At 59.6% G+C, this 26,602-nt stretch carries 20 protein-coding genes; 5 read left to right on the plus strand and 15 right to left on the minus strand.

Annotated features, from left to right (window positions below):
• Nucleotides 1-29: 29 nt before the first annotated feature.
• On the plus strand, nucleotides 30-1,715 hold the full coding sequence (locus Enr13x_RS36865) for a hypothetical protein (protein WP_145391903.1): 1,686 nt from the start codon (nucleotides 30-32) through the stop codon (nucleotides 1,713-1,715).
• Between the two features lie 22 nt (nucleotides 1,716-1,737).
• Here Enr13x_RS36865 and Enr13x_RS36870 read toward each other — a convergent pair whose 3' ends face one another.
• The 5 genes from Enr13x_RS36870 to Enr13x_RS36890 form a co-directional block, all read right to left on the minus strand.
• Nucleotides 1,738-2,322 (minus strand): LURP-one-related/scramblase family protein, encoded by a 585-nt coding sequence (locus Enr13x_RS36870; RefSeq protein ID WP_145391904.1) that lies wholly within the window; start codon nucleotides 2,320-2,322, stop codon nucleotides 1,738-1,740.
• A gap of 202 nt (nucleotides 2,323-2,524) precedes the next feature.
• Nucleotides 2,525-2,917, minus strand: coding sequence for a DUF3467 domain-containing protein (locus Enr13x_RS36875; protein WP_145391905.1), 393 nt, complete (start codon nucleotides 2,915-2,917; stop codon nucleotides 2,525-2,527).
• Between the two features lie 286 nt (nucleotides 2,918-3,203).
• Nucleotides 3,204-5,447, minus strand: coding sequence for an HlyD family efflux transporter periplasmic adaptor subunit (locus tag Enr13x_RS36880; RefSeq protein ID WP_231744008.1), 2,244 nt, complete (start codon nucleotides 5,445-5,447; stop codon nucleotides 3,204-3,206).
• 95 nt (nucleotides 5,448-5,542) lie between these two features.
• A complete protein-coding gene (locus Enr13x_RS36885) occupies nucleotides 5,543-6,490 on the minus strand; it encodes an efflux RND transporter periplasmic adaptor subunit (protein WP_197455650.1) in 948 nt (315 codons plus the stop codon).
• Nucleotides 6,491-6,543: 53 nt separating this feature from the next.
• Entirely contained in the window at nucleotides 6,544-8,595 is a 2,052-nt protein-coding gene (locus Enr13x_RS36890) for an efflux RND transporter periplasmic adaptor subunit (protein ID WP_145391907.1), read from the minus strand.
• 189 nt (nucleotides 8,596-8,784) lie between these two features.
• Here Enr13x_RS36890 and Enr13x_RS36895 point away from each other — a divergent pair, with 189 nt between their 5' ends.
• Both Enr13x_RS36895 and Enr13x_RS36900 read left to right on the plus strand, forming a co-directional pair.
• The gene (locus Enr13x_RS36895) at nucleotides 8,785-9,285 is read left to right on the plus strand and encodes a hypothetical protein (RefSeq protein ID WP_231744009.1); all 501 of its coding nucleotides are present in this window, start codon (nucleotides 8,785-8,787) and stop codon (nucleotides 9,283-9,285) included.
• Between the two features lie 169 nt (nucleotides 9,286-9,454).
• A complete protein-coding gene (locus Enr13x_RS36900; RefSeq protein ID WP_231744010.1) occupies nucleotides 9,455-10,021 on the plus strand; it encodes a DinB family protein in 567 nt (188 codons plus the stop codon).
• A 123-nt stretch (nucleotides 10,022-10,144) separates the two neighbouring features.
• Here the strand turns inward: Enr13x_RS36900 and Enr13x_RS36905 are convergent, their stop codons facing one another.
• From Enr13x_RS36905 to Enr13x_RS36940, 8 genes are all read right to left on the minus strand, one after another.
• Nucleotides 10,145-11,488 carry a hypothetical protein gene (locus Enr13x_RS36905; RefSeq protein ID WP_145391908.1) on the minus strand — a complete coding sequence of 448 codons (1,344 nt, stop codon included), beginning with the start codon at nucleotides 11,486-11,488 and terminating at the stop codon, nucleotides 10,145-10,147.
• Between the two features lie 119 nt (nucleotides 11,489-11,607).
• Nucleotides 11,608-12,288 (minus strand): type IV pilus modification PilV family protein, encoded by a 681-nt coding sequence (locus Enr13x_RS36910; RefSeq protein ID WP_145391909.1) that lies wholly within the window; start codon nucleotides 12,286-12,288, stop codon nucleotides 11,608-11,610.
• Entirely contained in the window at nucleotides 12,281-13,429 is a 1,149-nt protein-coding gene (locus Enr13x_RS36915; protein WP_197455651.1) for a PulJ/GspJ family protein, read from the minus strand. Before Enr13x_RS36915 ends, Enr13x_RS36910 begins: the two co-directional genes overlap by 8 nt.
• Before the next feature lie 7 nt (nucleotides 13,430-13,436).
• Nucleotides 13,437-13,958 (minus strand): GspH/FimT family pseudopilin, encoded by a 522-nt coding sequence (locus tag Enr13x_RS36920; protein WP_145391911.1) that lies wholly within the window; start codon nucleotides 13,956-13,958, stop codon nucleotides 13,437-13,439.
• Between the two features lie 319 nt (nucleotides 13,959-14,277).
• A complete protein-coding gene (locus Enr13x_RS36925; RefSeq protein WP_145391912.1) occupies nucleotides 14,278-18,114 on the minus strand; it encodes an AAA family ATPase in 3,837 nt (1,278 codons plus the stop codon).
• Nucleotides 18,111-19,355, minus strand: a complete 1,245-nt coding sequence (locus tag Enr13x_RS36930; protein ID WP_145391913.1) for a metallophosphoesterase family protein — start codon at nucleotides 19,353-19,355, stop codon at nucleotides 18,111-18,113. The genes Enr13x_RS36925 and Enr13x_RS36930 overlap by 4 nt, the downstream gene beginning before the upstream one ends.
• Before the next feature lie 410 nt (nucleotides 19,356-19,765).
• Nucleotides 19,766-20,686: an EF-hand domain-containing protein gene (locus Enr13x_RS36935; protein ID WP_145391914.1), complete on the minus strand. Its 921-nt coding sequence runs from the start codon at nucleotides 20,684-20,686 to the stop codon at nucleotides 19,766-19,768.
• 170 nt (nucleotides 20,687-20,856) lie between these two features.
• Nucleotides 20,857-22,233 carry a sulfatase-like hydrolase/transferase gene (locus Enr13x_RS36940; protein WP_145391915.1) on the minus strand — a complete coding sequence of 459 codons (1,377 nt, stop codon included), beginning with the start codon at nucleotides 22,231-22,233 and terminating at the stop codon, nucleotides 20,857-20,859.
• A 209-nt stretch (nucleotides 22,234-22,442) separates the two neighbouring features.
• On the opposite strand from Enr13x_RS36940, the gene Enr13x_RS36945 reads away from it, so the two are divergent.
• Complete coding sequence (locus Enr13x_RS36945; protein WP_145391916.1) at nucleotides 22,443-22,979, plus strand: Uma2 family endonuclease; 537 nt, start codon at nucleotides 22,443-22,445, stop codon at nucleotides 22,977-22,979.
• A 39-nt stretch (nucleotides 22,980-23,018) separates the two neighbouring features.
• Here Enr13x_RS36945 and Enr13x_RS36950 read toward each other — a convergent pair whose 3' ends face one another.
• The gene (locus Enr13x_RS36950; RefSeq protein WP_145391917.1) at nucleotides 23,019-23,801 is read right to left on the minus strand and encodes a hypothetical protein; all 783 of its coding nucleotides are present in this window, start codon (nucleotides 23,799-23,801) and stop codon (nucleotides 23,019-23,021) included.
• Between the two features lie 199 nt (nucleotides 23,802-24,000).
• Between Enr13x_RS36950 and Enr13x_RS36955 the strand changes: the two genes are divergently transcribed.
• A complete protein-coding gene (locus Enr13x_RS36955) occupies nucleotides 24,001-25,812 on the plus strand; it encodes a M64 family metallopeptidase (RefSeq protein WP_145391918.1) in 1,812 nt (603 codons plus the stop codon).
• Nucleotides 25,813-25,824: 12 nt separating this feature from the next.
• Here Enr13x_RS36955 and Enr13x_RS36960 read toward each other — a convergent pair whose 3' ends face one another.
• Nucleotides 25,825-26,598 carry a GAP1-N2 domain-containing protein gene (locus tag Enr13x_RS36960; RefSeq protein ID WP_145391919.1) on the minus strand — a complete coding sequence of 258 codons (774 nt, stop codon included), beginning with the start codon at nucleotides 26,596-26,598 and terminating at the stop codon, nucleotides 25,825-25,827.
• Between the last annotated feature and the right edge of the window lie 4 nt (nucleotides 26,599-26,602).

A 26,602-nucleotide genomic window follows, 5' to 3' on the forward strand; every position in this document is an offset into this window, starting at 1 on the left:
GGTCGAGACGAACGGATTACAATCAACGGATGGTCCATCGAAAAACATTCCTTGTCCTCTGGCTCGTCTGGGTTTCCGCCTCGAGTGCCCAACCCCCCTCGCCGCGGATCATCACTTGCGGATGGAACGCGCCGACCGTCGCGCAGTTCGCCCGCGATCTGGACAAGATGCCTGGCGAATTGCCGCTGACCGGTTGCGTGTTGACGCTGCATGCCGATTCAGGAAATCCGGACCCATTGGCCACCGCGCATGGGACCGACGACTGGAGTCAGTTGGATGTCCGGCGATCGATCGAAGCCGCTGCGGCCGTTTCCAAAGAATCGATGCCGGACAACTATCTGTTGCTCAAGGCCAATCCCGGGGCTGTGGATTGGTTCGACAATGACGGCTGGCAAACGATCGTCGACCACTATCGCATCGCCGCGCGCTTGGCCCGTCAAGCAGGGTTGCGCGGGCTGCTGTTGGACTTTGAACCCTACACGCATCCGCACCGACAATTTCAGTATTCACGACAGGCGGCTGCCACGGAGCACGACTTTGCCGACTATCAAATCGCTACCCGCCGCCGCGGCCGCGAGATGATGAAGGCGATTGCGGCGGAGTTTCCCGATGCCGAAATCTGCACGTTCTTCCTGCTCAGCTACTTGATCGAAGACCACCACCATCGCGGGCCTTCCCCGGTCGGTCGCAGCGATGCCCAGTGGTGTTTGGCCGGTCATGCGTATGGTCTGTTGCCGGCACTGGTCGACGGCTGGTTGGATGTGCTCCCACCCTCGATCACCCTGATCGATGGCTGCGAAAACGGATATTGGTTCACTTCGGCCGGCCAATTTGAACGTTGTGCCCAAGCCGTCCGCCAGCGAGGCGTTCAACTGGTTTCCGGCGCAAATCGAGAAAAATACAGCAATCAAGTCCGCGTTGCATTCCCGGTCTATCTGGATGCCATCCATCCCGATCTTGCCGGCCGATACACGCTCGAGCCCACTCGGTCCGATCGGCTGGCACTGCTGAAACGGAACCTGAACGCTGCGATCGCATCCGGCGACGGATTGGTCTGGCTGTATGGCGAACAGGGCCGCTGGTGGCCCGAAGCCGGTGAGGAGTCGCTCTGGCAAGGCAAGGACACGTATCCGCACTGGGAGACGCAGATCCCGGGCATTTCCCGATTGATCAAGTCGGTCGTCGTGGACGCAACGCAGAAAGCCGCGTCAAAGGTTCCGCCGCAAACAAAACCATCGGCTCCACCAGACTCAAATCCAACGGCAGCGGCCGGCGACGCAGAAATTGGCGCCAGCGTGCTCGATCTTCAACCGGTCTGGGAAACGCGCAACGGGGATCCACGCGGAGAGGTGGTGCTCGGCGACGGCCAAGTGACGATCACCGCGGCGGAGGACGCCAGCGGCATCGCGACGTTCCCTACCGAGCCGAATCGCCGCTACATGATTCAGGTGCAAGTGGTCCAGCAAGGCCGCGGATTGACCAGGCTGTCGGTACGCTGGAAAACGCCTGACGGACAGTGGCGGACAAGCAGGGACAATGACGTCGTCGCGTACCCGCCCGACGGTGACCCCTTCACCCCGCGGACGATCACCGCGATCGTGACTGCGCCGCCCCAGCCACACCGTATGGTCGTGACCTGCAACGCATCGCGTCAAATCACCAAAGACGATGCGGCCCTGTTCGGAAACTTGTTGATCGGTGTGGTCGACGATTGATCGTCAAACCCCGGGCCCGCGATTAACCGCGACGGCGCTCCAGCAGCACCAGCATCAACAGCGCCATCAGCGAACGAAGCTCGTCGTCTTCGGGCATGTCGTTGAGCTTTTCGAGCACAAACTTGCCCTCAAACAGCGCCGGTTTTTTGGTCAGCTTCAACAACGGCGTCCCGTCGGGGCGGGAGACGATGTAGCTGGGATTGAGCAGATAGACGGCAGCCAAGCCGAGGATCGGAATCTCGCCGAGAATGCTCTCGAGCACCTTTTTCATCGGGCTCTCTTCGCGGATCTCCATGTCGACCTGGCCTTCTTGCATCACTTGGTAGTGCGCCGCCCACAACGATCGCATCCCCTTGCGACGGACCGATCCCCAGGGATTGCCTTCGGCGTCGGTGAAGCTGTAGTTGGCCGAGAAGTCCAACATCCGATCGGCTTCGATACGAAAGATCAACTGCGACTGCTTTTCGTCGTTGTAGATCTCGACTTTTTCCTTCAGCTTGAACATCTTTTGTTTGATGAACATCAGCACGTTGCCGTCGGCGTCCGAAGCGACGATCCGTTGGCCAAAGGTTAAGAGTTTGAAACTGAGGTTGAGCGGGTATTGCATCGATCGGGGCTCGGACAAGAAGAGGACACGTCAGAAATGCGACCACGATACTCGAATCAGGCGGTGACAAAACACCAGGCCGGCACGGTTCGGGAAACGACCGTTGTAACCGATGGGGCGCAAAAAAACCGCGTGCCGAGAATCGCGCGGCACGCGGTTTGAAGATTTTTTGAGCTCTGGGCGGTGATCCGCCAGAAACCGACTACTCGGCTGCGGGAGCCGGTGCGGCTTGCGGAGCGCTCTGTTGTTGCGCCAGTCCGGGACGAACACGCTTGTTGATGTCCGTTTCCAGAACGCCGAAGACGGCTTCGTGACGGGCGATCGACATTTGCAACGCGGCCAGCAGACGCTTGGCGGTGAAGAAGTTGACGATGATCCGCTGCTTGACTTCGATCGGCTCCTTCGGCACACCGATCGGCTGCGGGTTGAGACCGAAATCAACGATCAGCTCTTCCGGCGATCCGGTGACGCGGCAGAAGTTTGCATAGGTCGCCAACGTGTTGCTGTCGTTCACCTGAACTTGCACGGGTTGTTGCGTCTGCGCTTGTTCGGCCGGTGGTGCTGCAGCTTCAGGTTTCTTGGTTTCATCAGCCATCGAAGAGAGTTCTCCACAAAGGTTAGGGTCGCGATCGTGATCCAAAGCAGAAAACGGATCGCTCAAAAAGGGGAAAGATCGATTTTGGGTTCGGTTTTCACCGATCGCGACACCGCGAGGAATTCATCCTAACGGCCGTGATCGGCCACGAAAACCGAGCCGCGACGGAAATTCAGTTCATGGTCGATGCAATGAGTTAACTAGAGGCAAAGTGCGTCGACTAGGAAAAACGAGAGTGTAAATAGGGAAATGGGAGCGAGCGGGCAAGACAGATTGCATCATCGCTTCAAAACTCAAAGTTAAAGGTTTTGGCGATCACCCTCCAAAGTCGTTGTCCGAGTGATTTCTTGTCGACGTGGATCTTGGCACTGCCGCGGTATCCGGGCCGCAGCGGCAGATCGGAATCGAGGATCTCCAACGGCACGCGCGCTTGGTAGGTCACACTCCGCGGTTTGACCTGTCCGGTCGCCGGATCGATCTCGGTCTGCAAGTCGCTACCGGTTTGGCTGGACATCGACGTCGACGTCATCCGCAGCGGTTCGCGCGACTTTTCGCTGATCGTTCCCGAAAAGGTTTCCAGTCGCCGCGAATCGAGTTTCATGTCGACCGACTGGCCCTCGCGAACCAATTGGACGTCGCCTTGGTCGATCGCCAAGATCGCTTCGAAGTCATCGGCGTTGCCGATTTCGCAAAGCAGGTCGTCCGACGTCAGCATCGCACCGCGGTTGCACAGCTCCAGGGGAGACCCCGACCAGGACGGAAGCTGGCCGTCGTTTCGGTCTTGTTCGGGGCGCCGCGGGGGCGGGATGACGATGCCGGAAATCGGCGCCGTGATCGTCAGTCTGTCGAGTTCGACCTGAGTTTTCTTCTTCAGTTCGGTGAGCGAGTCCAGGATTTCTTGCTGTGTTTCGAGTTGTGCGGCGAGTGATCGATCGGAGAAGACTCGGTCGGCCAGTTTTTGCAGTTGAACCTTCGCGACGGCCTCTTCGATTTCGAGGTCCTTCATTCGCATTTCAAGGTCCGGGTTCTTCAGCACCGCGATCGTCTCGCCGGCCTGAATCGTTTGACCGGGAGACACGGTGTCGACGATTTGCCCGACACTGCCCGCGTAGACCCGTCCCGCTTCGGTCGGTCGAATCTCAAAGGCGCAATCCACGTGGTGCGGAAGCTTGATGAAACACACCGCGGCGATGATCACCGAGACGACCGACAGTGTGATCATCACATTAAAACGTTTCACTTTCGAAAGTCTCCCAGGAGTTCGACAGAACTTCCATGTTTGAATCACGGGCTGAGCAACCAGTCCCGAAAAACCGATCACCGCGACCATCCGGCCGATCACCTCCAATCCGTAGGGTTCAAGCACCTTGATCACGAACCAACAGATGGAGAACACCACGACCCAGCGATAAATCACACTGGCGATGGTAAAGAGTGCAAAATAAACGCGCCCCCGCGTCGGCAAAAACGGGTCGTCTTGCAGTTCCAATCCCAAACAGGTCTTTTGAAACCAGCGTTTCAGGACTTCGGTGCTTTTCTGGCGGAGGTTGGGAATCTCCAGCATGTCCATCAGGATGTAATACCCGTCGAACCGCAGCAGCGGGTTGCCGTTGACCAAAATGGTGCTGACGACGTTCAAGAACATCATGTTCAAGCACAGATCGTTGAGCGTCGTCCCCGACTCGGTCAGAAACCACACGAAGGCGGCCATCGAGGCCAAGATCATTTCGACATAGATCCCGCCGGCGCCGATCCAGACCCGTTTCCACTTGTTGGGCAGCATCCATGAATCGGAAACGTTGCAGTACAGACAGGGCGTGAAGACCAGCAGCATGAAACCGATCTCGTGACACTCCCCGCCGAACTTTTTACAGCTCAGCCCGTGCCCGAATTCGTGCAACACTTTGACGATCGCCATCGTCGCGGCCAGAATCAGCCAACGATCGGCCGCAAAAAATTGCTGGAACGTCGGCAGCCGCGAATAGACCGTTTCGTATTGCGTCGCCAGCATCAAGGACGCGGCCACGAACAGCCCGATGAAGAACAGCAACGCCGGGACGGTGAACATCCAACCGAACCACGGCAAGATCGCATTCAAGATGCGTTCGGGGTCGAAGCCGCGAAACCGAAGGGCGAAGACGTTGGCCATCTTGCCCATCATCTCTTTGTTCTTTTTCTTCCGCCCGCGATGGCGGAGCGCCTTGCCCTGGCCCGGCGAGTTGCTGATCACCAACCCGCTGCGGTGCAGCATGCCGATGAATTGTTGCAAATCGCCAAAGGTGATCTTCTGCGGGGCGAATCGCTGTTCGAATCCGTCCTTGATCTGCTGCAAACTGACGTGTCCGTCCAGCATGTTCAGGATGAAGAACTCTTCGTCGTGAAAACGAAAGTACTGCAACCCCACGGGTTCCTTCAGGACCCAGTAGCCCGTCCCCTGATAGCGATGTCGACTGGACGTCAAATCAGGACGTTTGCGCACCGTGAGCGGGCGCGACGAACTGCTGACGAGTGATTCGGCAAGTGTGGCCATCTATTTCGACAAGGGACCCGAAAGGGGAGTTCTGAGAACTTGAAACTTGAAACTTGAAACTTGAAACTTGAAACTTGAAACTTGAAACCTAAAACCTAAAACAACCCGCCGGCTGCGGTGGGCGGCGCGATCTGCATCGTGGCCCGCATGCCGGGCTTGATCAACCAATCGTCGCCGTCGCGTTCGTTGGGGACTTTGACCCAGATGCGGTGCTTGTTGTTCAAATCAAGTTCCATGCTGACGTAGTCGATCTTGCCGACGTAGGTCCGGGTGACGGGATTCGAACTCGTTCCCCCGACGGTGATTTCGACTTTGACGTCGGCACCTTTTTGAATTTGGCCGGCGTAACGAAACGCGTCCAGACGCCCTTCGACGCGAACGAAGTCCATTTGCACCAGTTCCACGATCGGGCTGCCCGGCTGGACCCATTCACCGAGTTGGGCGAATCGGTTTTCGACATAGGCGTCGAATTCGGCGCGGATGGTTCGCATTTCGATATCCGACTGGGCGAGTTTGGTGCCGATCTGCTTGGCAATGTATTCCGCCATCGCGGTGTTCTCATTCAGATCGGCCAATTCGATGCGTAGGATCGCACGGTCCGCTTCAGCCTGCTTTTTCAGCATTTCGAATTGGGGTGCGGCACCCTTGGCGTACAAATCGCGATAGGCCGCCGCCTCCTGGCGTGCGATCACCTCGCTTTGCACGGCGTCGCGTTTATTGACATCGTTTTGTGCGTTCAATTTGGCGACCAGCTCCTCGGCCTCTTTCAGTTCGAGCGCCAGCCGGGCTTGCTTGTCGTCGACGATCGCGATCACATCGCCCTTTTTGATCGACATCCCTTCTTCGACGGTCAATTGAGTCAGCTTGCCCTGCGTCTCCGAAGGGACCTTGGTCTTGTTGATGAACCGCACCATGCAGTCTTCCACCAAGATGCCAGCGTCGGATTCAATTGCGGACTGTGCGAATGCCGGCGCGACTTGAAAGGCGATGGCCATCACGCCGCCAAGAAGGGTGCCGAAGAAGAATGCGTTTCGTTTTATCATTGAATCGATGATCTGTGATTGAGTAGCCGAACAGATGATGGGGAAGGATCGGATCAGAAGAAGAACTTGCAGAGCCATTCCCAGATTTCGTGGAAAAAGACGAACCCGCTGGAGGCCCGACCGCAGTGGATTTTGGCGATCACCGAAGCCCCCGGGCTGGGTTTCAGCGCTCGTAAGGGTTCCGGATCCGGCAGCGCTTCCATCGGGATCACCGCGCCGTGTTCCTCGTGGGCCTCGGCCCGCGGTGAAATGCTGTCCATCGGCAAGCTGGCGTCGAGAGAATCCATGGTCGGGTCGGTCGCCAAAATGTAGGTCACTTTGAGCGACTCGGTCTCTTTGGTTTCCATCACGTAGGCGTCCAGGTGCCCCTCGCGTTTTTCGGGCAATTCCAGTTTCAGCGAGTAAGGCTGCGTCAAATCGGCGACTTCCATCAGCACTTGGCCGGTCATGATCGGTCGACTACGAAGCGTTTCTTCCACATCCCAGGTGGTCACCACACCGTCGATCGGGGCGCGGATCGTCAACTGCGATTCTCGCTCGCGTTGCAGTTTCAGTTTCTGTTGCAACGAAGTCAGTTTGGTTTCCAGTTCGAACTCCTGACCTTGCAACGCCGTGCGATCGGCGGGTTCGAGTTGACCGAATTGCTGGCCCTTGACCTTCCTCAATTCCGCCAGCGTGCTGCGAAGCTGGCCTTCGAGTTCTTCCAACTGAATCGCGATTTCGGGATTGCGTAACCGGACCAACTCTTGCCCCTTGGTGACCTTGCTGTTGCGTTGCACCAAGACGTCGATGACTTCGCCATCGATCGCCGCGAACACCTGGCGACGGACGGTGGGTTCCAAGTTGCCTTCGGCGGAGAGATTGAAATCTTTTTTGATGAAGGTCAGGCCGAGGATCACGGCCAGGACCAACGCGGCGATGCCGATGGTTTTGGGCAGGGTTCGGGCACGCAAGATCCACGTCGCCCGGCCCAGCGCTCGCCAAATCGGCATCAGAAATAGATTGCTGTGCGACTGGGAATTCGCGATCGCCCGCGTCCCGTGTTCATAGACCAAGTCGCAACGCTGCCGAAAAATCTGTTCGGGAATGTCGGTCTCGATCTGCTCGACGATCAACGCGCCGATGACTTCGCCGCGGTGTGCGTCGTCGCGATCGATTTCGCCGGCGGCACCGCTGTCTTCCTCCGCGCCGAGCTTGCGCTGCGGTTCACGCAGCGGCAGCACCGCGATGTTTCGGCCGTAGGACTGGTCGACGTAATCTTCCAGCGCTTCTTCGATTTGGGGCGGCAAGTCCTCGGTCGCACCGTCGTGATAGAGCGGCTCGCCGGCGGCACAGACTCGCGTGGCCAGCTTGTTCAGGGCGGCAACGATGTTCGACCGATTCTCGATCGTGTCCTGGCCGCTGATCGATTCGACTTTGCACTTGCCGCCTTTTTTGATCGCCACGCTGACGCGGTCGCAGCCGATCAAGCGGCGTCCTTCGTTGGCGACCACGTAGGCTGTTTCTTTCAAATCCAACGATTCGTGGGCCGCCCGCGCGAAGGCATCGGCTTGTTGCCAGAGCGTTTGGCGATCACCGAGCGTTTGCAGCTTTTGGCTGCGCAGCCATTCCGCCGCCAACGAGCACATTTGCTCGAGAAAACGCAGGTAACCTCGCTGAGTCTCCGGCGCCGTGTCGGGTCGCTGAAAGACTTCGATCAACCCGTCCTTGTGGCCGTCGTGCGCGAGCGCACCGAGCACCAACAAGTAACGTGTCGGGTTTCCCTCGGCGTCGCCATCGGTCGTGCCGCTGTAGGGCGGAACCAAAACCGATTGGCCGGCATTGGCGGCGCGGCTGATCAGCCGCGAGTGACGCACCGCATCATCGGTGTCGGTCGCCAAAATCGACGGCTCGGCGTTGATCTGGTACTGCAGTTTCAGTTGTTTGTCGTCGTCGAGCAGCCAAATCGCACCGCCCGCGGCGGCCAGGGCCGTGATGATTCGGCTGAGAAGCTCCGGGTAAAACTCCTCGGCGGTCGCGCCGCTCTTGGCGAGCGCCGCGATCTCGTTCACCAAGCCGCGAATCTGCGCCTTGGTTTCTTCAACGGTTTGCTGATTAACCGACATGGATCAGGAGGGGTCTGCGATGAAAAAGGACGAAGGACTGGGGATCAGGCGACAGTAGTAAATCTTAGGAGCCGTTTCCATGTTGACCTGAACGATGCCACGCGAATGCTCGCCAGCGGGGGCGTCGTGTACCGGTTTTGGCGATTCGACTCGACATCATATACAGTTTGTATATGATTGTCCACTGATATGAATGCACCGCAAAGACCACCGAACGCCGATCCCCCGCATCCGTCACCGCCGAACCAGGGCGAGGAAGCCGCGACCGCCGACCCGGGGGAAAACCAACCAGCCCACGAGAAGGGCAGCGAGGCCGTCCTGGCGGCGGCGATGCTGGGCGACCTGAAGCGGGAAATGAATCGTCTGCAACGAGAGATCCGCCTCGCCATCCAGGTTCAACTGGCGAAAATGAGCGGACGGACGCTGGGCAGCATGGAAGCCAATCGCGAATTGGCTCGATCGATCCAAGAGATGCTCGACGCCCACGGCTTGCGGGTGCGTTGCACGCACTGCGGCCATCCGGCGATTCTGCGGGTCTCGCCGCGAGCGGGGGCGGCGGCCGGTGTGTTTGTGTTCGACCACACGATCGACGGGCGTCGCACATTTCACGGCGGCCGGGTGTTGATGCCCGAAATCCGGTTGGTCGCCAAACCGGCCCGCAAACCGCGAGGGGAGAAGAAGGCGGGTTAAAGCGCTGGGCGTGTTCCGCTGTCCTGAAATGCAACGCGGTGAAGTATTGACTCAGCAGATCCCGACTCAATCGACAGCCCGCTCGCGCCCTGCCGCTAAAAATGCTTCCCAGCGACCCCGAAAAGAAAGGGGTAGACCAAGCGGTCGTACAAATGGTTATGATCGCTGCATGAGCCAAACCGAAAACCAATCCGCGTCGGCGTCGAGCGTTTCTCTGCCGTCGCCTGAATCCGCCCGCGAAATGCTGACCGGAGCGATCGAGCAGATTCGCTTTGCACGCCACTACACGCTCGAGTTGCTCGACGCGACGCCGCAAGACCAGTGGTTGACGATTCCCGCCGGCTTGCCGACCAACATTGCCTGGCAAGTCGGGCATCTGACGGTCAGCCAATATGGTTTGTTGATGTTCCGGATCCGTGGCCGCCAGAGCGAAGACCTCGATTTGATTCCGGGTCGATTCCGCAAAGCGTACGGACGCGGGTCGACGCCCAAAGCGGATCCGGCGGGCCAGCCGAGCGCCGAGGAACTGTTGGAGCGACTCGGCCGTGTCTACGAATCGGGACTGCAGGTGTTGGAGTCGGTTTCGCCGGAGGTGTTGTTGGAGCCGATCGACATGCCCTACGCCGGCTATCCGATCAAGTTGGGCGCGATTCTGTTTTGCCCGCTTCACGAACACATCCACGCCGGCCAGATCGGCCTGGTGCGCCGCGCCCTGGGCCTGGATCCGGTCCGCTAGAGCTTGCGAGCTTTCAATTTTCGAGCCTGCGTTGGTCGAGCGGAAAAGGGGTCAGGTACCAAAAACCAAATGGCCGTAGGGTGCTTCGCATTTTTGGTACCTGACCCCTTTTCCGCAGCACCCTCACAGCGTGTCGACGCGGCGGAAGGTTCCGGATTTGAATCGCAGCGGTTGGGGATCGGCGAATCCGAATGGCACATCGGTCAGCACTTCGTCGTACGACCGAACGAACAGGCTGTGGTAGAGTTTCAGGTCGTGACAGAGGATCAAACCGGTCAGCGCGAGGGGCGCGCCGTCGGCGGTGGGTCTGACCAGCAGATTGTCGGTGGTGTACACGATGCCGCGAAACTCGGTGGGAAATCGATCGGTCAACGTGACATTGGCGTCGAATCCCCGGTAGGGCGTCGCCGGCGGATTAAAGTTTGCTCCCAGCGTGGTTTCATCCAACGTCGGCTCGATCGCATCGAATTGAACCTCCGCGTCGGTGACCAGGATGGCTCCCGAATCGCCGGGGGCTTCCCAAGCCAACGCGCCGTTTAAAAAGACGCGACGGGCATCGTGGATCGCCAGCGTGGCGACGATTCGCGCATTGACGATTCGAATGTCGTGTCCCTGCGCATCGATCCAATAGATCCCGTCGGGATCGGTCTCGCCGTAGGGATTGGTGGCCGATGAGAGGACGGACAGCGCGATCGCCCGGACACCGTCATAGGTCGACAGGGCGTCCAAGGGGATCTCGGTTCCGGCCTGCTGATAGCGAGCGACAACGTCGAACACCGGAGCGTCTACGGAGCTGGCGGCGATGTCGCCGCGGATCGGGAACTGGATCGATCCCGAGCATTCCAAGGTTGCGGTGGTCAGGTAGCCGATCGAATTGGTTCGGCAATCATCGAAGACCTGAACCGGTCGTTCACTCACCAACGTCGCGCCATCGTTGCACTCCAGATCATCGAACGTGGTCACGCCGTAGCGCAGCAAATCCAGAGGTGCGAACCCCGTCTCCAACTCCACCGAAACCGCGGCCTGGGCGGAGCCGAACCGCGCGTGCGCGATCACCTGCAGATCATCGAATCGCTCGTCGGCAAGATCCGCATCTTCGTCGCGGACGTTGTAGCGTGCCGCCGCGTTGGCGGCTCCCGCCATGGCACCGTAGTCGATCCACGCCGACGTGGCCCCATGGGTCAAATCCACTCTCCAATCGGGATCCATGGAGAGCTGGACGGAGACGCGATGCAGTTCCGATTCGGCCAATCGAATCGCCGATTCCCGATCGGTCGCCGCACCCTGTGTCTTGATCCGGGCGGTGTCCAACGAGAGCGCGGTCGCCACTGCACCGGCCACGATCAACGCGGTGAACAACACGGCGACGTACAAGTAGCCACCCCGCGCCTTGCGTCGAGTCAGCCGCGTACGACGCGCGATCGTTCGGCAGGGTTGAAGATCACTCAAGGGCACGTGGCGATTCACGGTTCGACCTCCCCTCGCTTCGTTTGACCCTCTAGGCATCAAGTCAAGCGATCCGTTCATCAACGAAGTTAGAGTCACCCTCCCTCTGGGAGGGTGACTTGTTAATTTGGTGCGCATGGCTAGTAAATCGGCGCCGGGGTGTTGCGAAGCGGCACGACGACGTTCAGCCGCCGATCACCGGAGAAACGAAGTTCGACGCGTCGCAACCGTTCAAAGGATTGCGACGTCGATCGGTCCGACGGCGTGATCGACACGATCATGCGGAACGTTTGCGGCGATGCATCCGGGCCGGTCACGGTCACGGCCACCCTGCGAAACTGCGAATTCGCGTCGGAGTCGGTTTGAAAACCGCTGCCGAAACGGCTGAGCGGGGTCACGCTGACATCGACCGCCCAGGCGTCAAAATCAGGGATCGCCCCGCCATCGCGAAACGTCGGCGTGTCTTGGTGAAACCCGTCGAAGTCGTCGACGTCATCAAACGAAGCTCGGTTCGCTGCCGATTCACCCGGCTCGGGACCGAACACGGCTTCGTCAGACGCCTCGCGGAAATCCAGGGTCGAGATCTCGTCCAGATAATAGCCTGCCAACCGCTGGCCTTGGACGGCTTGTCCGGCGGCGATTCGGTTCCGCATCATGTTGGCCGATGCGTTGAGCGAAACCAACATGATCGTCGCGACCAGCGTCAGCGAGACGATGACTTCCAGGATCGACAGACCGATTCGGCGAATCGTTGCCGAGCGGCGATTGGCCGCCGCTGCGTTGGCGCGATGACATTGGTAATCCGGTCGTTGCTTATTCACTTTGCCCCTCCACTTCGACCGCGATGGTGGTCCAGTTGGCCGATTGCTGATGCAGCACGTGCGGGGTGGTCGTCATCGGCGGCATGGGGCCGGTGCGAAAGGCGATGCCCAGCGTGCACTCACCGCTCGTGCCCGGCGAACCGACTTCGTTGACACACTCGCTGAATGACGCGATGCCCAAGGACGTTTGGGGTGACGGCGCTCCGGTCGAAGCAATCAGCTGTAAGTTCAACGTCCGCTCACCGATCGTGTCCGTGTTTTCCAGCGGGCGGGGATAGGTCGACGTGTTTCCGTTGATGGAGGTGCCGAAGCTGGACCCGGACCATCCGAACGGCCAAGACCCGTTGGCATGTTCGATGGCCAGCACCGCCGCCACCACGTCACCGCCCCAAAAGAAATTCAGTAGGTAGGCGTCCGGAGTCGACGTGCTCATCCATTGGCCGTGCAGATCCAGCAGGATCCCTGCGTTGAAGGAGTAATCCAATTGCTGCCAACCACTCGGCGCGGGGTTGACGAAGAACGCATTCCGAGACGCCACGACCAGCAGCAGTAAATCACCGGGACGCGCGCCGTCGGGAATTTCGATCGTCAACGACGAAGCCGAGCCTCCGGTGGTCGTGGCCGTCACCACGTCGCGAATCCGCGGGCGCCGCAGATTCAGATTGGAAGTCGCCGCGGTGTACCCGTCGACGTAGTGATTGACCGTCGGTGCCTGCGGATCGAGCTCGGTGCTCGTGCCCCCGCTGACGTTGCGCATCAACCCGTCCATGTACGCCTCGTATTGCAGCGACTGGGGTTGGTTGGACAAATCCGGTCGCTCGATGGACACATCGTACCCGCTCATGCTGTCGATGCTCGTCGCGTAACGTAGGTCGTGTTGCAGGCGATCCAGGATCACGCGGTCGCGGGTCCGCTGGCCGTCTTCATCGGTGGGCTCGATCAGCGAGGTTGAAATCACGACCGAGGCTGCCAAGCCGAGCATCAGTAGACTTGCCGCCGTCATCGCGGCAAGCATTTCAATCAGCGTGTATCCGCCCCGAGCGTGAACCGACTGGCTCGATCCGGTTGAGTTTCGCCATCGCGAGGAAACACGTGCGCAAGCCCGCGCCGGGGCTCGCCAAGACTCTGGTGGATGACTCACCTGTCGGTTACTCCTCGGGGCTCGAAAACGCATCTTCGTCCGGATTGTTGACCTCCGTGATGGCTGCATTTCCCGGCCCCGCACCGAAGCGTATCTCGTAGGCGACCGCGCGTGTGCCGATGACGATGACACCGTCGCCGAGCGGAGTTCCACCGACGTGGGGCGTGCCTTCCAAATCAAAGGTGACCGAGGTCGCCGAATCGAACGACGCCTTGATCTCCAAGCCGTCATCGAACCGATCCTTGATCAACACCGACAGCGGCACACCGACCTGGTCGGGGAAATCCACATCGGGACTCCAAAACCGATCGCCGGTCGCGTCGACCGAAAGCGTTACCGATCGGCCTTCATTGATCGCGGTGTTGCGGACGTAGTCGACATAACTGGCCAACTGGATCGCCGCGTGACGCGCCTTGCGCGCGTGCAGTGCCCGGGCGAAACGCGGCACGCCAACGACGGCCAACAACCCCATGATCGTGACGACCACGGTCAGTTCAACGAACGTCATTCCACGTCGAGAGCGATGCATCAAAACCGAAGGGCAGGCGGGGACGAAAGCGGGATCGACCGATCGGTGACCGGATCGGCAATCCGTCGGACAGAAAAACCTACGTCAACGACGGGCGCCACCGACCCTCTTCTTGTCCCGCAACTCCGCTTTGTTTCCCCAGGGCCTCCCCCGGATGATTGTCACGATCCGATCGATCGTTGCAAACGATCGGTGTGATGCTCCGACCCAAGGATCGAACGGAAAATAAGTGGGATAGGCTTCCAGCCTGTCGGCTCTGGAATGACAGGCTGTAAGCCTATCCCACTTTTCAGATCCGACACTTATTTTCCGTGCGCTGCTACGTGGTCACGCGGCTGCCGTCCCACCAGGCGTCGTTGCGGTTCCAGACTTCCTCGGGGATGTCTTCCTGAGCCGCTTCGCCTTCATACAGCTCGTCGTTGACGGCGCGGTGGGCGGCCCGCAGCGTTTCGGCGGCGCGCTCCTCGGTGCTGATGCGTCCGTCGGCCGGTTCGCGCTGGAACCAAGCCCAGCCGATGGAGGGCGATGGAGCAACCGGCTGGTCGTCGACCTGGCCGTCCTCGTCCTCGAACTCGTCGGGCTCGTCCTCGATGTAAACCTTCTTGACCACGGGTTTGGGCTTGCGCTCGGCCGGCGGACGAGGTTTCTCGACGACTTTGGCTGCCGGTTGGGGCCTGGCTGCCGGCTGGGGCTTCGCTGGCGGCTCGACCGCCGCGACCGGTTCGGGTTCGGCGACCGGTTCGGGTTCAGGTTCGGGCTCAACAACCGGTTCGGGTTCGGGTTCAGCGGCGACCGGCTGTTCCGCTTCCGGCTCTTCGGCCTCAGCCTCGGCGTAGACGTCTTCGTCTTCGATGTCTTCGTCTTCCTCGTAGTGTTCGTCCTCTTCCGGGATCAGGATCGTGGCCCGGCCCGGGACTCCTTGGGGCGGCAGTTGGCGGACTTCGACATCGATCGAATGGAAGATGTCCACGATGTGGTCGTGGCAGGTGAACATCATGACTTGATGTCCGAGTTCGGCGAACGTCTTGAGCGTTTCGGCGGCGTGCAAGGCGCGATCGCCGTCGAAGTTGACCAGCACGTCGTCGAGGATCAGGGGCAACATCACACCGCGTCGCGCGTAGGCCGCGGCCAGCGACAACCGCAGCGCGATGAAGACGGCCTCGCGTGTTCCCCGGCTGAGCACTTCTAACGAAATCGGGTTGCCGTCGGCGGCGTCGATGTTGAGCTGATTGGTGCCCAAGGGGGTCCAAATCCGCGTGTATTTTCCGTCGGTCAATTGGGCCAAGAACGAGGACGCTTCCCGTAACGTTTCGGGTTGGCGTTCGCGTTCAAATTTGCCGCACACCTCTTCGACCAGGCAACTCGCGGTGGCCAGCGTTTGCCAACGCTGCGCCAGCGTCTGGATCTTGCGATTGACGCAGCCGAGTTCCAGTTGGGCGACCATCAAACGATTATCGTCGGCCAAATGTTTCATGTCGGCAGCGCATTCGCCGATCTGGGTCTGCAGGGTCGCGATTCGTTGCTGCGTTTCCGCGGTTCGCGAAGTCAGCGTTTCCCATTTGCGTTCCAGGTCGGCTTGGGTCGTGCCATCGATTTCCTGTTTCACCGCGTCATAAGAAAGATTGCCGGTGATCATCGACCGGATCTGTTTATCGACCGCCGCGTGCTGGTCCTTCAGTTGCGCCAAACTGGCCTTGCTGTCGACCATTTGATAGAACTGTTCGGGCGTGGCGACGCCGCATTTGGCCCACAGGGCGCGACGTTGCTGTTCGCCGCGTTCGATCGCTCGGGAATAGGAAGCGTGTTGTCGTTTAAGCTGTGCATCCTGTTCCTTGAGGTCTCGGCGACGTTTGATCCAATGCCGTTGTCGCTGGATCTCTTCTTGAAGGTGGTTCAACTGTTCCAGCGGACCGACGCGACTGGCGCGGCGCAGCGGAGATTCCGAATCCACAGCCTTGTCCCGCGGTGCGTCTTCGGGGACGGTTTCGACGCTGGCTTGCTGCTGATCTTTTTCGCTGATCTGGAGCGATTCCAGATAAAGCGATTCGATCCGTTTGGCGATGCCTTGGCGTTCCCGCTGGCGTTGGTCTTTTTCGTCCTGCAATTCTTCCAGCCGCCGCAGACTGCCCTGCAGGGTTTCGTATCCTTCGCTCAGCTTGCGGACACTGCGGGGTGACATCGATTCGGCGAGCCCGAGTTTTCGGAGCGTGGCCGACCACTCACGGCGGGCGGCTTTCAAGCTATCGGCTGCCTTGACCGCTTTGGCCCGCGACGTTTCATAGGCCTGTTTGGCCGCGGCGTGGGAATGGTAGGACGGCATGCTGGCTTCCAGATCGTTGAGCAGCAGTTCGGCCTGGCGGACGCGGAATTCGATCGGTTGGCTGCTGCCGGGCAGCTCCGATTCGACATCGTCCTGTTCCGCCTCCAGCTCGCGGATCTGCTTTCTCAGCATGTCGATTTGACGGTCGCAATCTTCACGGTCGACGGCCGTGGAGCGATGGTTGTTTTGTTTGCTGAAGAAATACAGCGTGATGGACATCAATCCGAACAGCATCCAGACCATGCCGGCGGTCGGCGTCGGCTCACCCGCCAAGAACCAGTTGATCCCCAAGAAATGGGAAAACGCCACGATCAAACAACAGCCGCCGACGACAAAGGGCAGCCCCATCAACAGCAGACTGTCGATCGGCAAGACTTCGGCGGTCGACAGGTCGACCGATTCGTTCTCAAGTGATCGATAGTGGCGTTTCAGTTTTTCGATGTGTTCGCCCAGCTGCAGCGCGCGGCGAAGCGAAGCCAGGTGCTCGTTTTCCTGGCGGATCGCCTGCTGCAAATCCGTGGCCCGCGTGCGTTGCAGGACTTCGCCGAGTTCCTCGTCGAAGTGCTCCATGCGTTTTTTGTGTTCGACGCCTTCGCCCCGCGCCTGTTTGAGCAGAAACAAATGCTCTTTGACGCGTTTGGCAGGTCCGGCCAGGGCGGCCAGGGTTTGGCGTGACAGATCAGGCATCTGCGACGCGTCGCCGTTGATCAGCGCGTCGCGGTCCTCGTCGCTGAGCCCCAGTTGCTCGGCGTCCGCGAGTAACTGATTGCGGGCTTTGGTGATTTGCGTGTCGACCTTTTCGATTTGCTCTTCTAAGGCTTCGACCCAAGTCGCCTGTTCGGTCGCCGCTTCGATGCGGCCTTGCAAATCGAGCATGCCGGCGCTGACGGGCAACTGCGCGGCCTTCTCGCGAAGCGATCGGCGTTTCGCCTTCACTTCTTCCAACTTGCCGCGACGATCTTGGATCATCGCTTCGATTTGCACCAGTTGGCCCGGTGCCTCGTCCGGCAGATGTGTTTCGGCTTCGATCGCCGCGATTTCGCCGACGATGCGTGTTCGATCGGTCCATTGATCAAACACGCTGATCGCCGCTTCGACGTGTCGCGACTCGCGTTCCCAGGCCGTGATCCGAGCCGCCAGATCGTTGATTTCCTTTTGCTGGGTTTGCCGCAAGCTGGCCAGTTCACTCCAACGCCGACTCTGGCCGGTCAATCGTTGGACCTCGTCTCGCAAGCCTTCCCGACGTCGAATCAAGGCTTCCAGTTTATCCGCATCGGCTTTGGAGTTTTGGGAGCCATGACCGACCAGGGATTTGCGGCCGTCGCGCAAGGATCGGATCACGTCGACCAATGAGACGCGATCCAGCCCGCTGGAAAGTTTGTACAACTCGTCCGCCGCGGCGGTGTCATCGAGCGTGTTGAGTTCTTGCAATTCGCGCATCCCGATCGCGAACACGTTGGTGAAGATCGGTTCGTCGATCTGACCGAGCAGCATGCTCAATCGGTGCTGGCCTTGCGCCAGGCCGTCCTGCCCGGTGACCGCCAGCTGGCCGACCACGTTTTCGTCGGTCATCTTGGCGTGACGTCGGATTTGATAGCCGCCACCCGGGCCGGTGACACGAATCGCTCCACCGGGCGTTCCGCCGTAAATCGGCGGCAGGTACTTGTCGCGACGTTCGGCCGTGAATCCGTACAGCATCGACCGCAGGAATTGCATCACCGTTGTCTTGCCGGCCTCGTTCGGCCCGTAAAACAACGTCATGCCGTCCGGTAGTGAATCGATGCTCAGCCCCGTCCAAACGCCGAAGCCATCGATATTCAGGTCTTTGACTTTCATGATTGATTCACCCAATTCGGCTTGCCGCCACGGAGCAGTTCGACGCCCAACAGCGTCGCTTGGTCCAACGTTTCGATTCGACGCGTCTGTGGAATTTCGGCCAGCAACGTCGTCGTGCTGGCCGGCAGTCCCGGATGTTCTTCGGTCATCGGCAACAGATTGGCCGCCGTGCTGTCGCCCTTACGATGCTCGGCGGCGATCCGCAGATAGTCACCCAAGATCGTGTCTTCTTCGTGCCACGACTTGGGGTACTTCTGGGGCGGATGGATCCGCAGGGACGTCGACCAAGCGGCCGGCGCCCCGTGTCCGTACTCGCGACGCACCCACTCCAACAACGCTTCGCCGTCACCGATCGCGATCAACGACTCGCCGCTGTCGGCGGTGATGTCCCAGCCGATGATCAGGTGCCGGCCGCCGGCGTCGTGCTGCAATCGCACGATCCGTTCGCCGAGCAAGTTTTCGATGCTGCCGACCGCAGCGATTTCGTCCGCCCTCAAGCGGACGTTGCAGTAACGGAATTGATCGGCGGGCATCTCGCTGACCCGAACATTTCGCTCGGCGTCGACGTCGATGATGGAGAACCCGTGCGAACCGGGTTCGCTCAATGATCGGCCTTGCGGTGAACCGCTATAAACCGCTCGGATCTCGTCATCGGACTTTAGCTCCAGACGATTGTGTTTGCCGCCCAGACACCAAAAATCGAATCGAGCCTCCTCCAGCATCTCCAACGATGCATCGCCGTGGCCGACCCCGATCGCGAATTCTTCGCCGGCTTCGCATTCAAAGCCCGGCACGTGCAGCGACGCTCGGCCGTCACTGCCGCGGCCGATCAGACGACAGATCGTCCGCCCGCCGCGAACCACTTTGATGTCCGTCGCATGGTCCTTGGGAAACAATGTCACGTTCGGCGGGATCACCACCGCCTCGGGCCACTTTTGAGGATCGTCCACGTTGCCCGCCGCCCAATAGACCGGTGTGTCGGCAGCGGCCAGTTTTTCGAACTGCTCCAACAACAGGTTCATTCCGTACGGCCCGGCGGCCTGGGGATTGAGCAGGTCGCCCGATAACACGACAAAATCAATGTTGTTGGACAGCGCAGCGGCGAACACGGCCTTGACGGCTTCGTGGGGCGCAGTGGCCATTTGATCGCGCAGCGGTGGAGGCAGCTCATCCAAATCACCGAGTGGACTTTCCAAGTGAAAATCACTGGCGTGGATGAATCGAAAAGATTCGCCCGGCATCGGTTCCCTCCGTTAACGCATGGAGCGTGTTCGCTTCATTGATCGATGGGGCGGAAGACTCTCGTAGCCTTCGTTGATGCTCCATCACCAATCCCTCGTCCGCGGCAAGAACGAACAACGTGTTCGCCCCTTTCCACCGCCCGATTCGTGAAACAAACCAGGCTCTGTCGGCCGCGCGGTCCTGCGAGTTTAGCGAAACGACGAAAAAATCACCAATCCAGTTTCCCGCACTCCGAGGGCAATTCCGTGAAACAATCGACACGCTTGATTGCTAGCAAAATGTGCGGCGTGCCGTGCGAGATGGCGTGGAGCGTTTGTAAAGTCACCCTCCTGGCAGGAGGGTCGAGCGCAGCGAGGGGAGGTCGAACGGTCAATCGCCACGCTCACTTCACTCTTGATGAGCGAACCCATCATTCCTGGCGTCTGGAACGGGACTGCAGCCACGCCGCGTATTCGCCAATGCTGATGCGTCCGTTTTCGTCGGCATCGGCGACTGCGGGCGATTGCAGCATTTTCTCATATTCCTCCGGCGTCAGTTCTTGATCCCCATCGGTGTCGTAGCGGCCGATGATTCGTTTGGCGTACGCCACCATTCTCGAGTCCAGGCCCTCCACGCCCAGCTTTTTTTGCTCGGCCAGCTTGCGCGATCGTTGATTCAACTTGCGTACCTGTTCCATCAAATTTGGAATCCAACCCATCACATAGACTGCGACTTCGGGATCACCACTCTTGGCGAGTTCCATCAACCGTGGCAACGTGGCTTCGGTGGATGATCCGACAATGTCCACCAGTGGTAGCACACTTTTTGGATCATCGGTTTGCCGCAGGCGCTCGTTGACCAGCCGACTGGTTGGATCGGGATACCGTCGCAGAACCTGCTTCAACTGGCTTCGCAGCCTGGAATCGGTTTTGGAATCTTCACACTCAAGGTAACACTCAAAAACAAGCTCGGCCTGTTCCCGTGGTGCCAGCGTGCACAAGGGAAGCAGCTTGATGGCGCGAGAGAGCTCCTCCACGTTCCACTGCTCCGGGTACGATGCGTTTTGCATCGACTGACGGACGATCGCGTCAAACCGGGCATCGACATAGCCTTGCCGCAGTGCCAGGTCGATCGCCTGATCCTGGTAGGCGTCCGATGCGTCGGCCGCGCGGGCGCAGATCAGCTCGCGGTAGTCCTTCTCCACCGCATCCACGACAGACGTTGTGGCGGTCGCTTCCTCCGACGTGGGTGCAGACTCCAACACCTGAGCGCCGCAGTGGTCGGCCCCGGTGAGTAGGGACCCGAACAGTAGGGCGATCGACATGGCGGCACAGGAGATAGATTGATGCATCGAAATCCTCGCGTGGCGTTGGAAAGCTATCGGGCTGGTTCATTGTAACCCGTACGGAAAACGCCAGGAGAGTGGCGTAAGCTTCCAGCTTGCGTTTGACGAGTGAAACGAGACGGCAAGCTGGAAGCTCACCCCGCTTTTGGTGCATCGCAAAGCACCTGGGCAAAGCGTCACCTATCCAAGACCTTGCCATAGGCATCGACCAGCGGCGGTTCGTCGACACCCGCCATCGCTCGATCGATCACGGCTTGCAACTCGGCTCTGGCCACACGATCCTTTTCGTCGTCCTGTTGGACCAAGGTCTCCTTCAGTGGCAGTTCCCCGATGCGAAACAACCGTCCGTCGCGGAACAGCTTGTGGGTCTTGTTGAGTGCGAATACGTGGCGGCTGAATTTTTCTTTGTCCCAGCCTGGACGCGGGTCATACCAAAAGAACGCGGCGTCGCGTCGTGGCGTGGGCTGGCCGACCAACTGGGGCACAAAACTGACCCCGTCCAAGTGCTTTCCCGGTTGCTTTTCGACTCCGGCCAAATTCAACAGGGTCGGATAAAAGTCCGAGGCTTCGACGATTCCATCGACAACGGCGGGCTTGTAACGGTCCGGGCAATGCACGATTAGCGGCACGTGGATGCCGGTTTGGGTCGGCAGCGCTTTTCCTCCCGGGATCGAACGGCCGTCTTTCATTTTCGAGGTGACTTTCAGGTGCGTGCCGTTGTCGCTGTAAAAGATCACGATCGTTTCGCGAGCGAGATTCCGCTGGCGCAAGCCACGCATTAGGTTTCCCATCGTCGTGTCCATGTACTCGATCATGTCGCTTCCGTAACGCAGATGTTCTTCCTGCGGTTTGCTGGGATCCCAGTCGGCCGAGTGGGGCGTCGGTACGAAGGGCCAGTGCGGCAGTGCCATCGGGTAGTAGACGAACTTCGGCTTGTCGGTTGGCCGGTCGAGGAAGGCGAGGATCTTTTCGACCCAAACATCTTCGCCGTAGCGGCCGTCGTACTTCTTGAGTGTCCCTTCGCTGCCGCGATTGCCTTCCAGCATCGTCGGGTTGGCGTAGCGAGATCCCTTGTCTTCGGTGTGCAGGGCATGGAACAACGCGTATTGATCGAATCCGGCATCTTTGGGATGCATGCCCTTGCCGCGTCGGGCCTCGGCGCCCGGCAGGTCGGGCGGGTCATAGGATTGCAGTTGCCACTTGCCGAAAATCCCGGTCGCGTATCCGGCATCGGTCATCGCGTGACCGAACGTTCGTTCGCGAGGATCAAGGATTCCGAAATAAGTCCAGTTGCGATGATTGTCCTTGCCGGTCATCAACTCCACCCGCGTCGGCGTGCACAGCGGTTGCGAGTAGGCGTGTGTGAAGCGAACCCCGTTGGCCGCCATTTCGTCCAGATTCGGAGTTCGGTACGACACGCCCCCGTAGCACCCCAGTCCCTCGATGCCGACGTCGTCAGCCATGACCAAGATGATGTCGGGCTGTTCGGCTTGGGTCCAGGAAGAGAAGAGACCGCCGCCTAGAACGGCAAACAGAACAAGCAAACGTAGCATTCGTGATCTCAATCGACGCGAGGAAAGGTCGGGGAAAGGGGCCATCATGACCGTGCTGGTCCCCGGCCGGACGAAAGCGTCTCATTCTACTCCGTGACGGAACTTCATGGCGCAGTGTTCGAGGCATCTGACCATTCCATTCGCAATTTGTTCCTCCGTGATATACTGGTGATGGCATCTATCAAGCACCTGCTCGCCCCGTTGATTCAATGTCTGCTGTCCCAAAATACATTCCGCGATACACCGTTGATGACTACGCGACCTGGGAAGGCGACTGGGAGCTTTGGGAGGGGATCGCCGTGTCGATGAGCCCCAGCCCCTTTGGAGTCCATCAACTGGTGCTGTTTAATCTCGCGGCAGAACTCCGAACGCAGTTGCTGGCCCAGGATTGTGATGCGGTCGTGCTCGGCGTAATCGACTGGATCGTTTCACGCGACACCGTGGTCCGACCCGACGTCGTGGTGCTGTGCGGTGGTGTTCCTGAGAAACACATTGAAACGACACCCGGATTTGTCGCCGAAGTCTTGTCCGCTTCGACGGCCGAGCGCGACCGGACCTTCAAACGCGATCTGTATGAAGAACAAGGCGTCCCGGTCTACGCGATCCTGGATCCAACGCTCAAGACGGTCCAGATCTACCGGCGCAGCAACGATGGCAAATGGAGCCAAGAGTCCGTCGTGGATCAGTTCGCGATCACGCTATGCGAAACCTGTACTGTGACCGTTCGTCTGGCCGACCTATTTTGATCTGTTCGAAACCGCGACCGGGTGTGCTGAAAACGCGGGTTAGGCGATCGCAATTTTATCTTTGGTCACGCGGAGGACGCGTTCGCTAAGCGGGTGCGACTGGCGGCGGGCATCCATCGCGACGGTCTGACTGAGTTGTTGGTGCAAGTCGTCGTCGACCGTCATCGGCCAGGCGATCAGGAAGTCGCGGTTGGGCACCCCGACGTAGACTTCGCCGTCTTCGTCGCCGGTCAACTCGGAGATGATCTTGGCGCGGATCTCGGGGATCAGGATCCTGGCCGCGTCATAGCCGTCGCCGGTTTGGATCGCCACCAGTGGAGCCGGCCCGGGCATGACGGTCATCGGTAACGTCGGGCTGGACGTCACGATGTTTAGCTTGCCGAGTTCGATCGCATCGACTGCCGATTGGCCCCAGCGTTCCAAGTCTTCGTTGCTGATGTAGGCATAGCCGGTGTCACAATCACTGACCAGGCTGGAGTGCACGTCATCGGCGAACGGAAACGTGATCGCGCGACCGACATCGGTGACTTTCGCGCTGACCAATTGAACTCTCAGCCTCGGTTTGACGTCTTCCCAGGCCTGCGGGATCGCTTCGGCGGCGCCATCGATCAGTTTCAACGCACCGGCGAATTTCTCGATGATCACCTGATCAAACGCTTCGTCGGGCATCGGGGATTGTTGAAATTGCGCCCACAAGTTGCTCATCCCAAATTTTGCCGATCCGTCCGTGATGACGCCCAACTCCTCGCCGAGACGAAAACCGCGCGTCGGAAATTCGCGCTGGATGACCGAGAGGACGCGATTTGTGAAGGCTTCGAGCATGGGGGAGTCCAGCCTGGCGAAGAGGAGTCATTGGCAAACCGAGAGCCAAATTCTAACGCGCGCTGTCGCGAATGTCACAGTTCGATAAGAACGGGTCACCGAAACGCCCTAGCGGGCGATTTCGTATTAATCTATCACCTTGCGGTGATTCGTGCGATTCACGACGCAAAGGCAAAACACCTCCTGTCCCACCATCTTGATGCTCCGCCGACGACGAAAACGATTCCGTTTTGAAACACTCGAATCACGACGACTGCTGGCCGCCGATCTGGATCAGGGCGATTGGATTGATCCGGCCACGGCACCCCCGCTTGAATCGGGCGTGACCGGCGTGGACCAATGGAGGATGGGGCCGTTTGAGCAGCAGGTGCAATTGACGTCGAGTGGTCTGGACGCGCCGGCGCAACAGACCGCAGGTTTCGAAACGGTGCTCAGCAATGGTCCATCCGACAACCGGGTAGACATCGTGATCCTCGGTGACGGATACACCGCAGCGCAGATCGACAACGTTTATCTCAGTCACGTCAACGGAATGTTGGAATACCTGTTTAATGCGGGGCAAGATCCCTACCCGCGTTACGCCAACTTCTTCAATGCCCATCGCATCAACGTCATTTCCAATCAGTCCGGTGCCGATGAACCGCCCAACGGGATCTTCGTCGACACGGCATTGGATGCCTACTATTTTTGCGGCGGGACGGAACGGTTGATCTGCATCAACAACACCAAGGCCAACGCGGCAAAGAATGAGGCGCTGGCCGGCGCGGGATTCAGCGCCGAGATGCAATTCGTTTCCGTGAACGATTCCAAATACGGTGGCAGCGGAGGCAGCTACGCGGTCTTTGCCGGAGCCAACGGATCGGCAAACGAACTCGCCTTGCACGAAGTCGCACACTCGTTCAACGACCTGGCAGATGAGTACGGTGGAAGTCCACTCTACACCGGAGGCGAACCTCGGGAAGTCAACGTTACCACCGATCCGCAAGGTGCGAAGTGGCAACGGTGGGTCGGATATGACCAGCCCGTCATCGGCACGATCGGCGCTTATGAAGGGGCGCGCTACTTCAATCAAGGTCTGTATCGTCCCTCGAACAATTCCAAGATGCGTAGCCTGGGGCGGCCCTTTGATGCGGTCAGCCGTGAAAAGATCATTTTGGACATTTATGACCTGGTGGACCCGATCGATGATTGGTCCGACAACGCTCAGACGATCCGAGACACTGCGCCCGAATTGTGGGTGCAGGCGATCGACTGGCAGGTCCAAAAGGTTCAGTGGTCCGTCGATGGGGTCGAGGTGCCGGGGGCAACGGCGGGGACCTTTAATCTTCGCGACGCCGGATTCGGCCCCGGCGTCTACGACGTTTCGGCGCGTGTCTATGACCCGACCGATTGGGTTCGCGGCCAACGATCAACGCTGGAGCAAACGATCGGCTGGACCGTCGAAGTGCAGGCGCCCCCTGGGGTGCAAAGTGTACAGATCAACCACGGTGACCCCAGTCGTTCGCTCGTCACCTCGGTGCAGGTCGCGTTTGATTCGATTGTCGACGTTTCCGCCTCCTCGTTTTTGCTGACCCCTCGCGGGACACAACAATCCATCGCGTTGGACGTCACGTCGTCCACCACGGCGACCGGTACCGTGGCAGATCTGAGTTTCCGGCCCGGCCCGTTCGTGCTCCAGCGTCCGGCTTCCGGGCTGCACTCGTTGCTCGACGGCAACTACGAACTGCGGATCATCGCGTCGGCCGTCACCGCCACCGCGGGCGGTGATCCGATGCCCGCCGATGTGCTGTTTGGGGACCAAGTGGCCGACGCGTTCTTCCGGTTGTTCGGCGACCGCGACGGCAACCGCAAGGTCGATGGCCAAGACTATGGCCGGTTCGGACAAGCCTTTCTTCAGGATCCGACAAGCGGGACATTCGACCCCTGGTTTGACAGGGACGGCGACGGCGACGTGGACGGAGAGGACTACGGCCAGTTCGGGTTGCGGTTTATGAAAACCATGCCGTTTTAAGCCCGGGAGCGCTCACTTGGTCTCGACCAGCACGCGGGCAACGTCGATCGGGGCGATGCCGGATCGGTCCAGTTCTTTCTGCAGCTTCGGCGTCATCGGATCCTGCGTGATCTGAACGCGAAAGTCACGTCGGCTGGAGGGTTTCAGGCCGCAGGCAAAACTCGTTTCGCTGCGTTCGGTGGGAGTCAATTGGTCCAGCATCAGGGTCAAGATCGGGAGCGGATCGCACTTGCCGACGATCATGATCTTGCGGTTGTCCCGAAGCAGGCTGACCGTCTCGCGGGCGATCCAGTTGACCGCGTGTCCCGGCAATCGCGGGGGTTTGGAATCGGTGAAGTCACTGGTCGGTGGTTGCAACGACAAGGGGCGTCGGGTCAAGGTAACCGTGGGCAGCGTTTCATCTCGATCGATTTGCAAGATCAGGTTTCCCAACGCGAGCGCCGTGCGGGCGGCGTCGACGGCGTGGAATTCGTAAGCGACAAGCTGCTTGCGGCTCATCACCAGCGCGGTGGTCACCACCGCCAGCCCGCCCCGTCCGCTGTATTCCGGACCGCCATGCACGCTGCGTGCGACGGCATAGAAATAATCCGACAGGGGGAAAAAGCTCAGGCCCCAGGCGTCTTGGGCGACACCGTCGGAGTCGACTTCGAGCGAGTTGTGGGACGGCGCCCACTTGCAAAACTCGCTCGACGCCGTGGCATCCACACCGGGAGACTTCCCGATGATCTGGTACCCCTTCATGCGACGACGCTTGAGCGAACCGTAGCTGATCTGTTCGACTTGCATTTCG

This window comes from Stieleria neptunia, assembly GCF_007754155.1.
Classification (GTDB): Bacteria; Planctomycetota; Planctomycetia; order Pirellulales; family Pirellulaceae; genus Stieleria; species Stieleria neptunia.

Bases quoted from the DNA above. Each gene is read 5' to 3' on its own strand.
- Enr13x_RS36940 (WP_145391915.1), bottom strand. From the start codon at position 22,233: ATGCTACGTTTGCTTGTTCTGTTTGCCGTTCTAGGCGGCGGTCTCTTC.
- Enr13x_RS36925 (WP_145391912.1), bottom strand. From the start codon at position 18,114: ATGAAAGTCAAAGACCTGAATATCGATGGCTTCGGCGTTTGGACGGGG.
- Enr13x_RS36900 (WP_231744010.1), top strand. From the start codon at position 9,455: ATGAGCCAAACCGAAAACCAATCCGCGTCGGCGTCGAGCGTTTCTCTG.
- Enr13x_RS36935 (WP_145391914.1), bottom strand. From the start codon at position 20,686: ATGCATCAATCTATCTCCTGTGCCGCCATGTCGATCGCCCTACTGTTC.
- Enr13x_RS36885 (WP_197455650.1), bottom strand. From the start codon at position 6,490: ATGATAAAACGAAACGCATTCTTCTTCGGCACCCTTCTTGGCGGCGTG.
- Enr13x_RS36930 (WP_145391913.1), bottom strand. From the start codon at position 19,355: ATGCCGGGCGAATCTTTTCGATTCATCCACGCCAGTGATTTTCACTTG.
- Enr13x_RS36880 (WP_231744008.1), bottom strand. From the start codon at position 5,447: ATGGCCACACTTGCCGAATCACTCGTCAGCAGTTCGTCGCGCCCGCTC.
- Enr13x_RS36945 (WP_145391916.1), top strand. From the start codon at position 22,443: ATGTCTGCTGTCCCAAAATACATTCCGCGATACACCGTTGATGACTAC.
- Enr13x_RS36890 (WP_145391907.1), bottom strand. From the start codon at position 8,595: ATGTCGGTTAATCAGCAAACCGTTGAAGAAACCAAGGCGCAGATTCGC.
- Enr13x_RS36895 (WP_231744009.1), top strand. From the start codon at position 8,785: ATGAATGCACCGCAAAGACCACCGAACGCCGATCCCCCGCATCCGTCA.
- Enr13x_RS36875 (WP_145391905.1), bottom strand. From the start codon at position 2,917: ATGGCTGATGAAACCAAGAAACCTGAAGCTGCAGCACCACCGGCCGAA.
- Enr13x_RS36920 (WP_145391911.1), bottom strand. From the start codon at position 13,958: ATGCATCGCTCTCGACGTGGAATGACGTTCGTTGAACTGACCGTGGTC.
- Enr13x_RS36865 (WP_145391903.1), top strand. From the start codon at position 30: ATGGTCCATCGAAAAACATTCCTTGTCCTCTGGCTCGTCTGGGTTTCC.
- Enr13x_RS36950 (WP_145391917.1), bottom strand. From the start codon at position 23,801: ATGCTCGAAGCCTTCACAAATCGCGTCCTCTCGGTCATCCAGCGCGAA.
- Enr13x_RS36955 (WP_145391918.1), top strand. From the start codon at position 24,001: ATGCTCCGCCGACGACGAAAACGATTCCGTTTTGAAACACTCGAATCA.
- Enr13x_RS36960 (WP_145391919.1), bottom strand. From the start codon at position 26,598: ATGCAAGTCGAACAGATCAGCTACGGTTCGCTCAAGCGTCGTCGCATG.
- Enr13x_RS36870 (WP_145391904.1), bottom strand. From the start codon at position 2,322: ATGCAATACCCGCTCAACCTCAGTTTCAAACTCTTAACCTTTGGCCAA.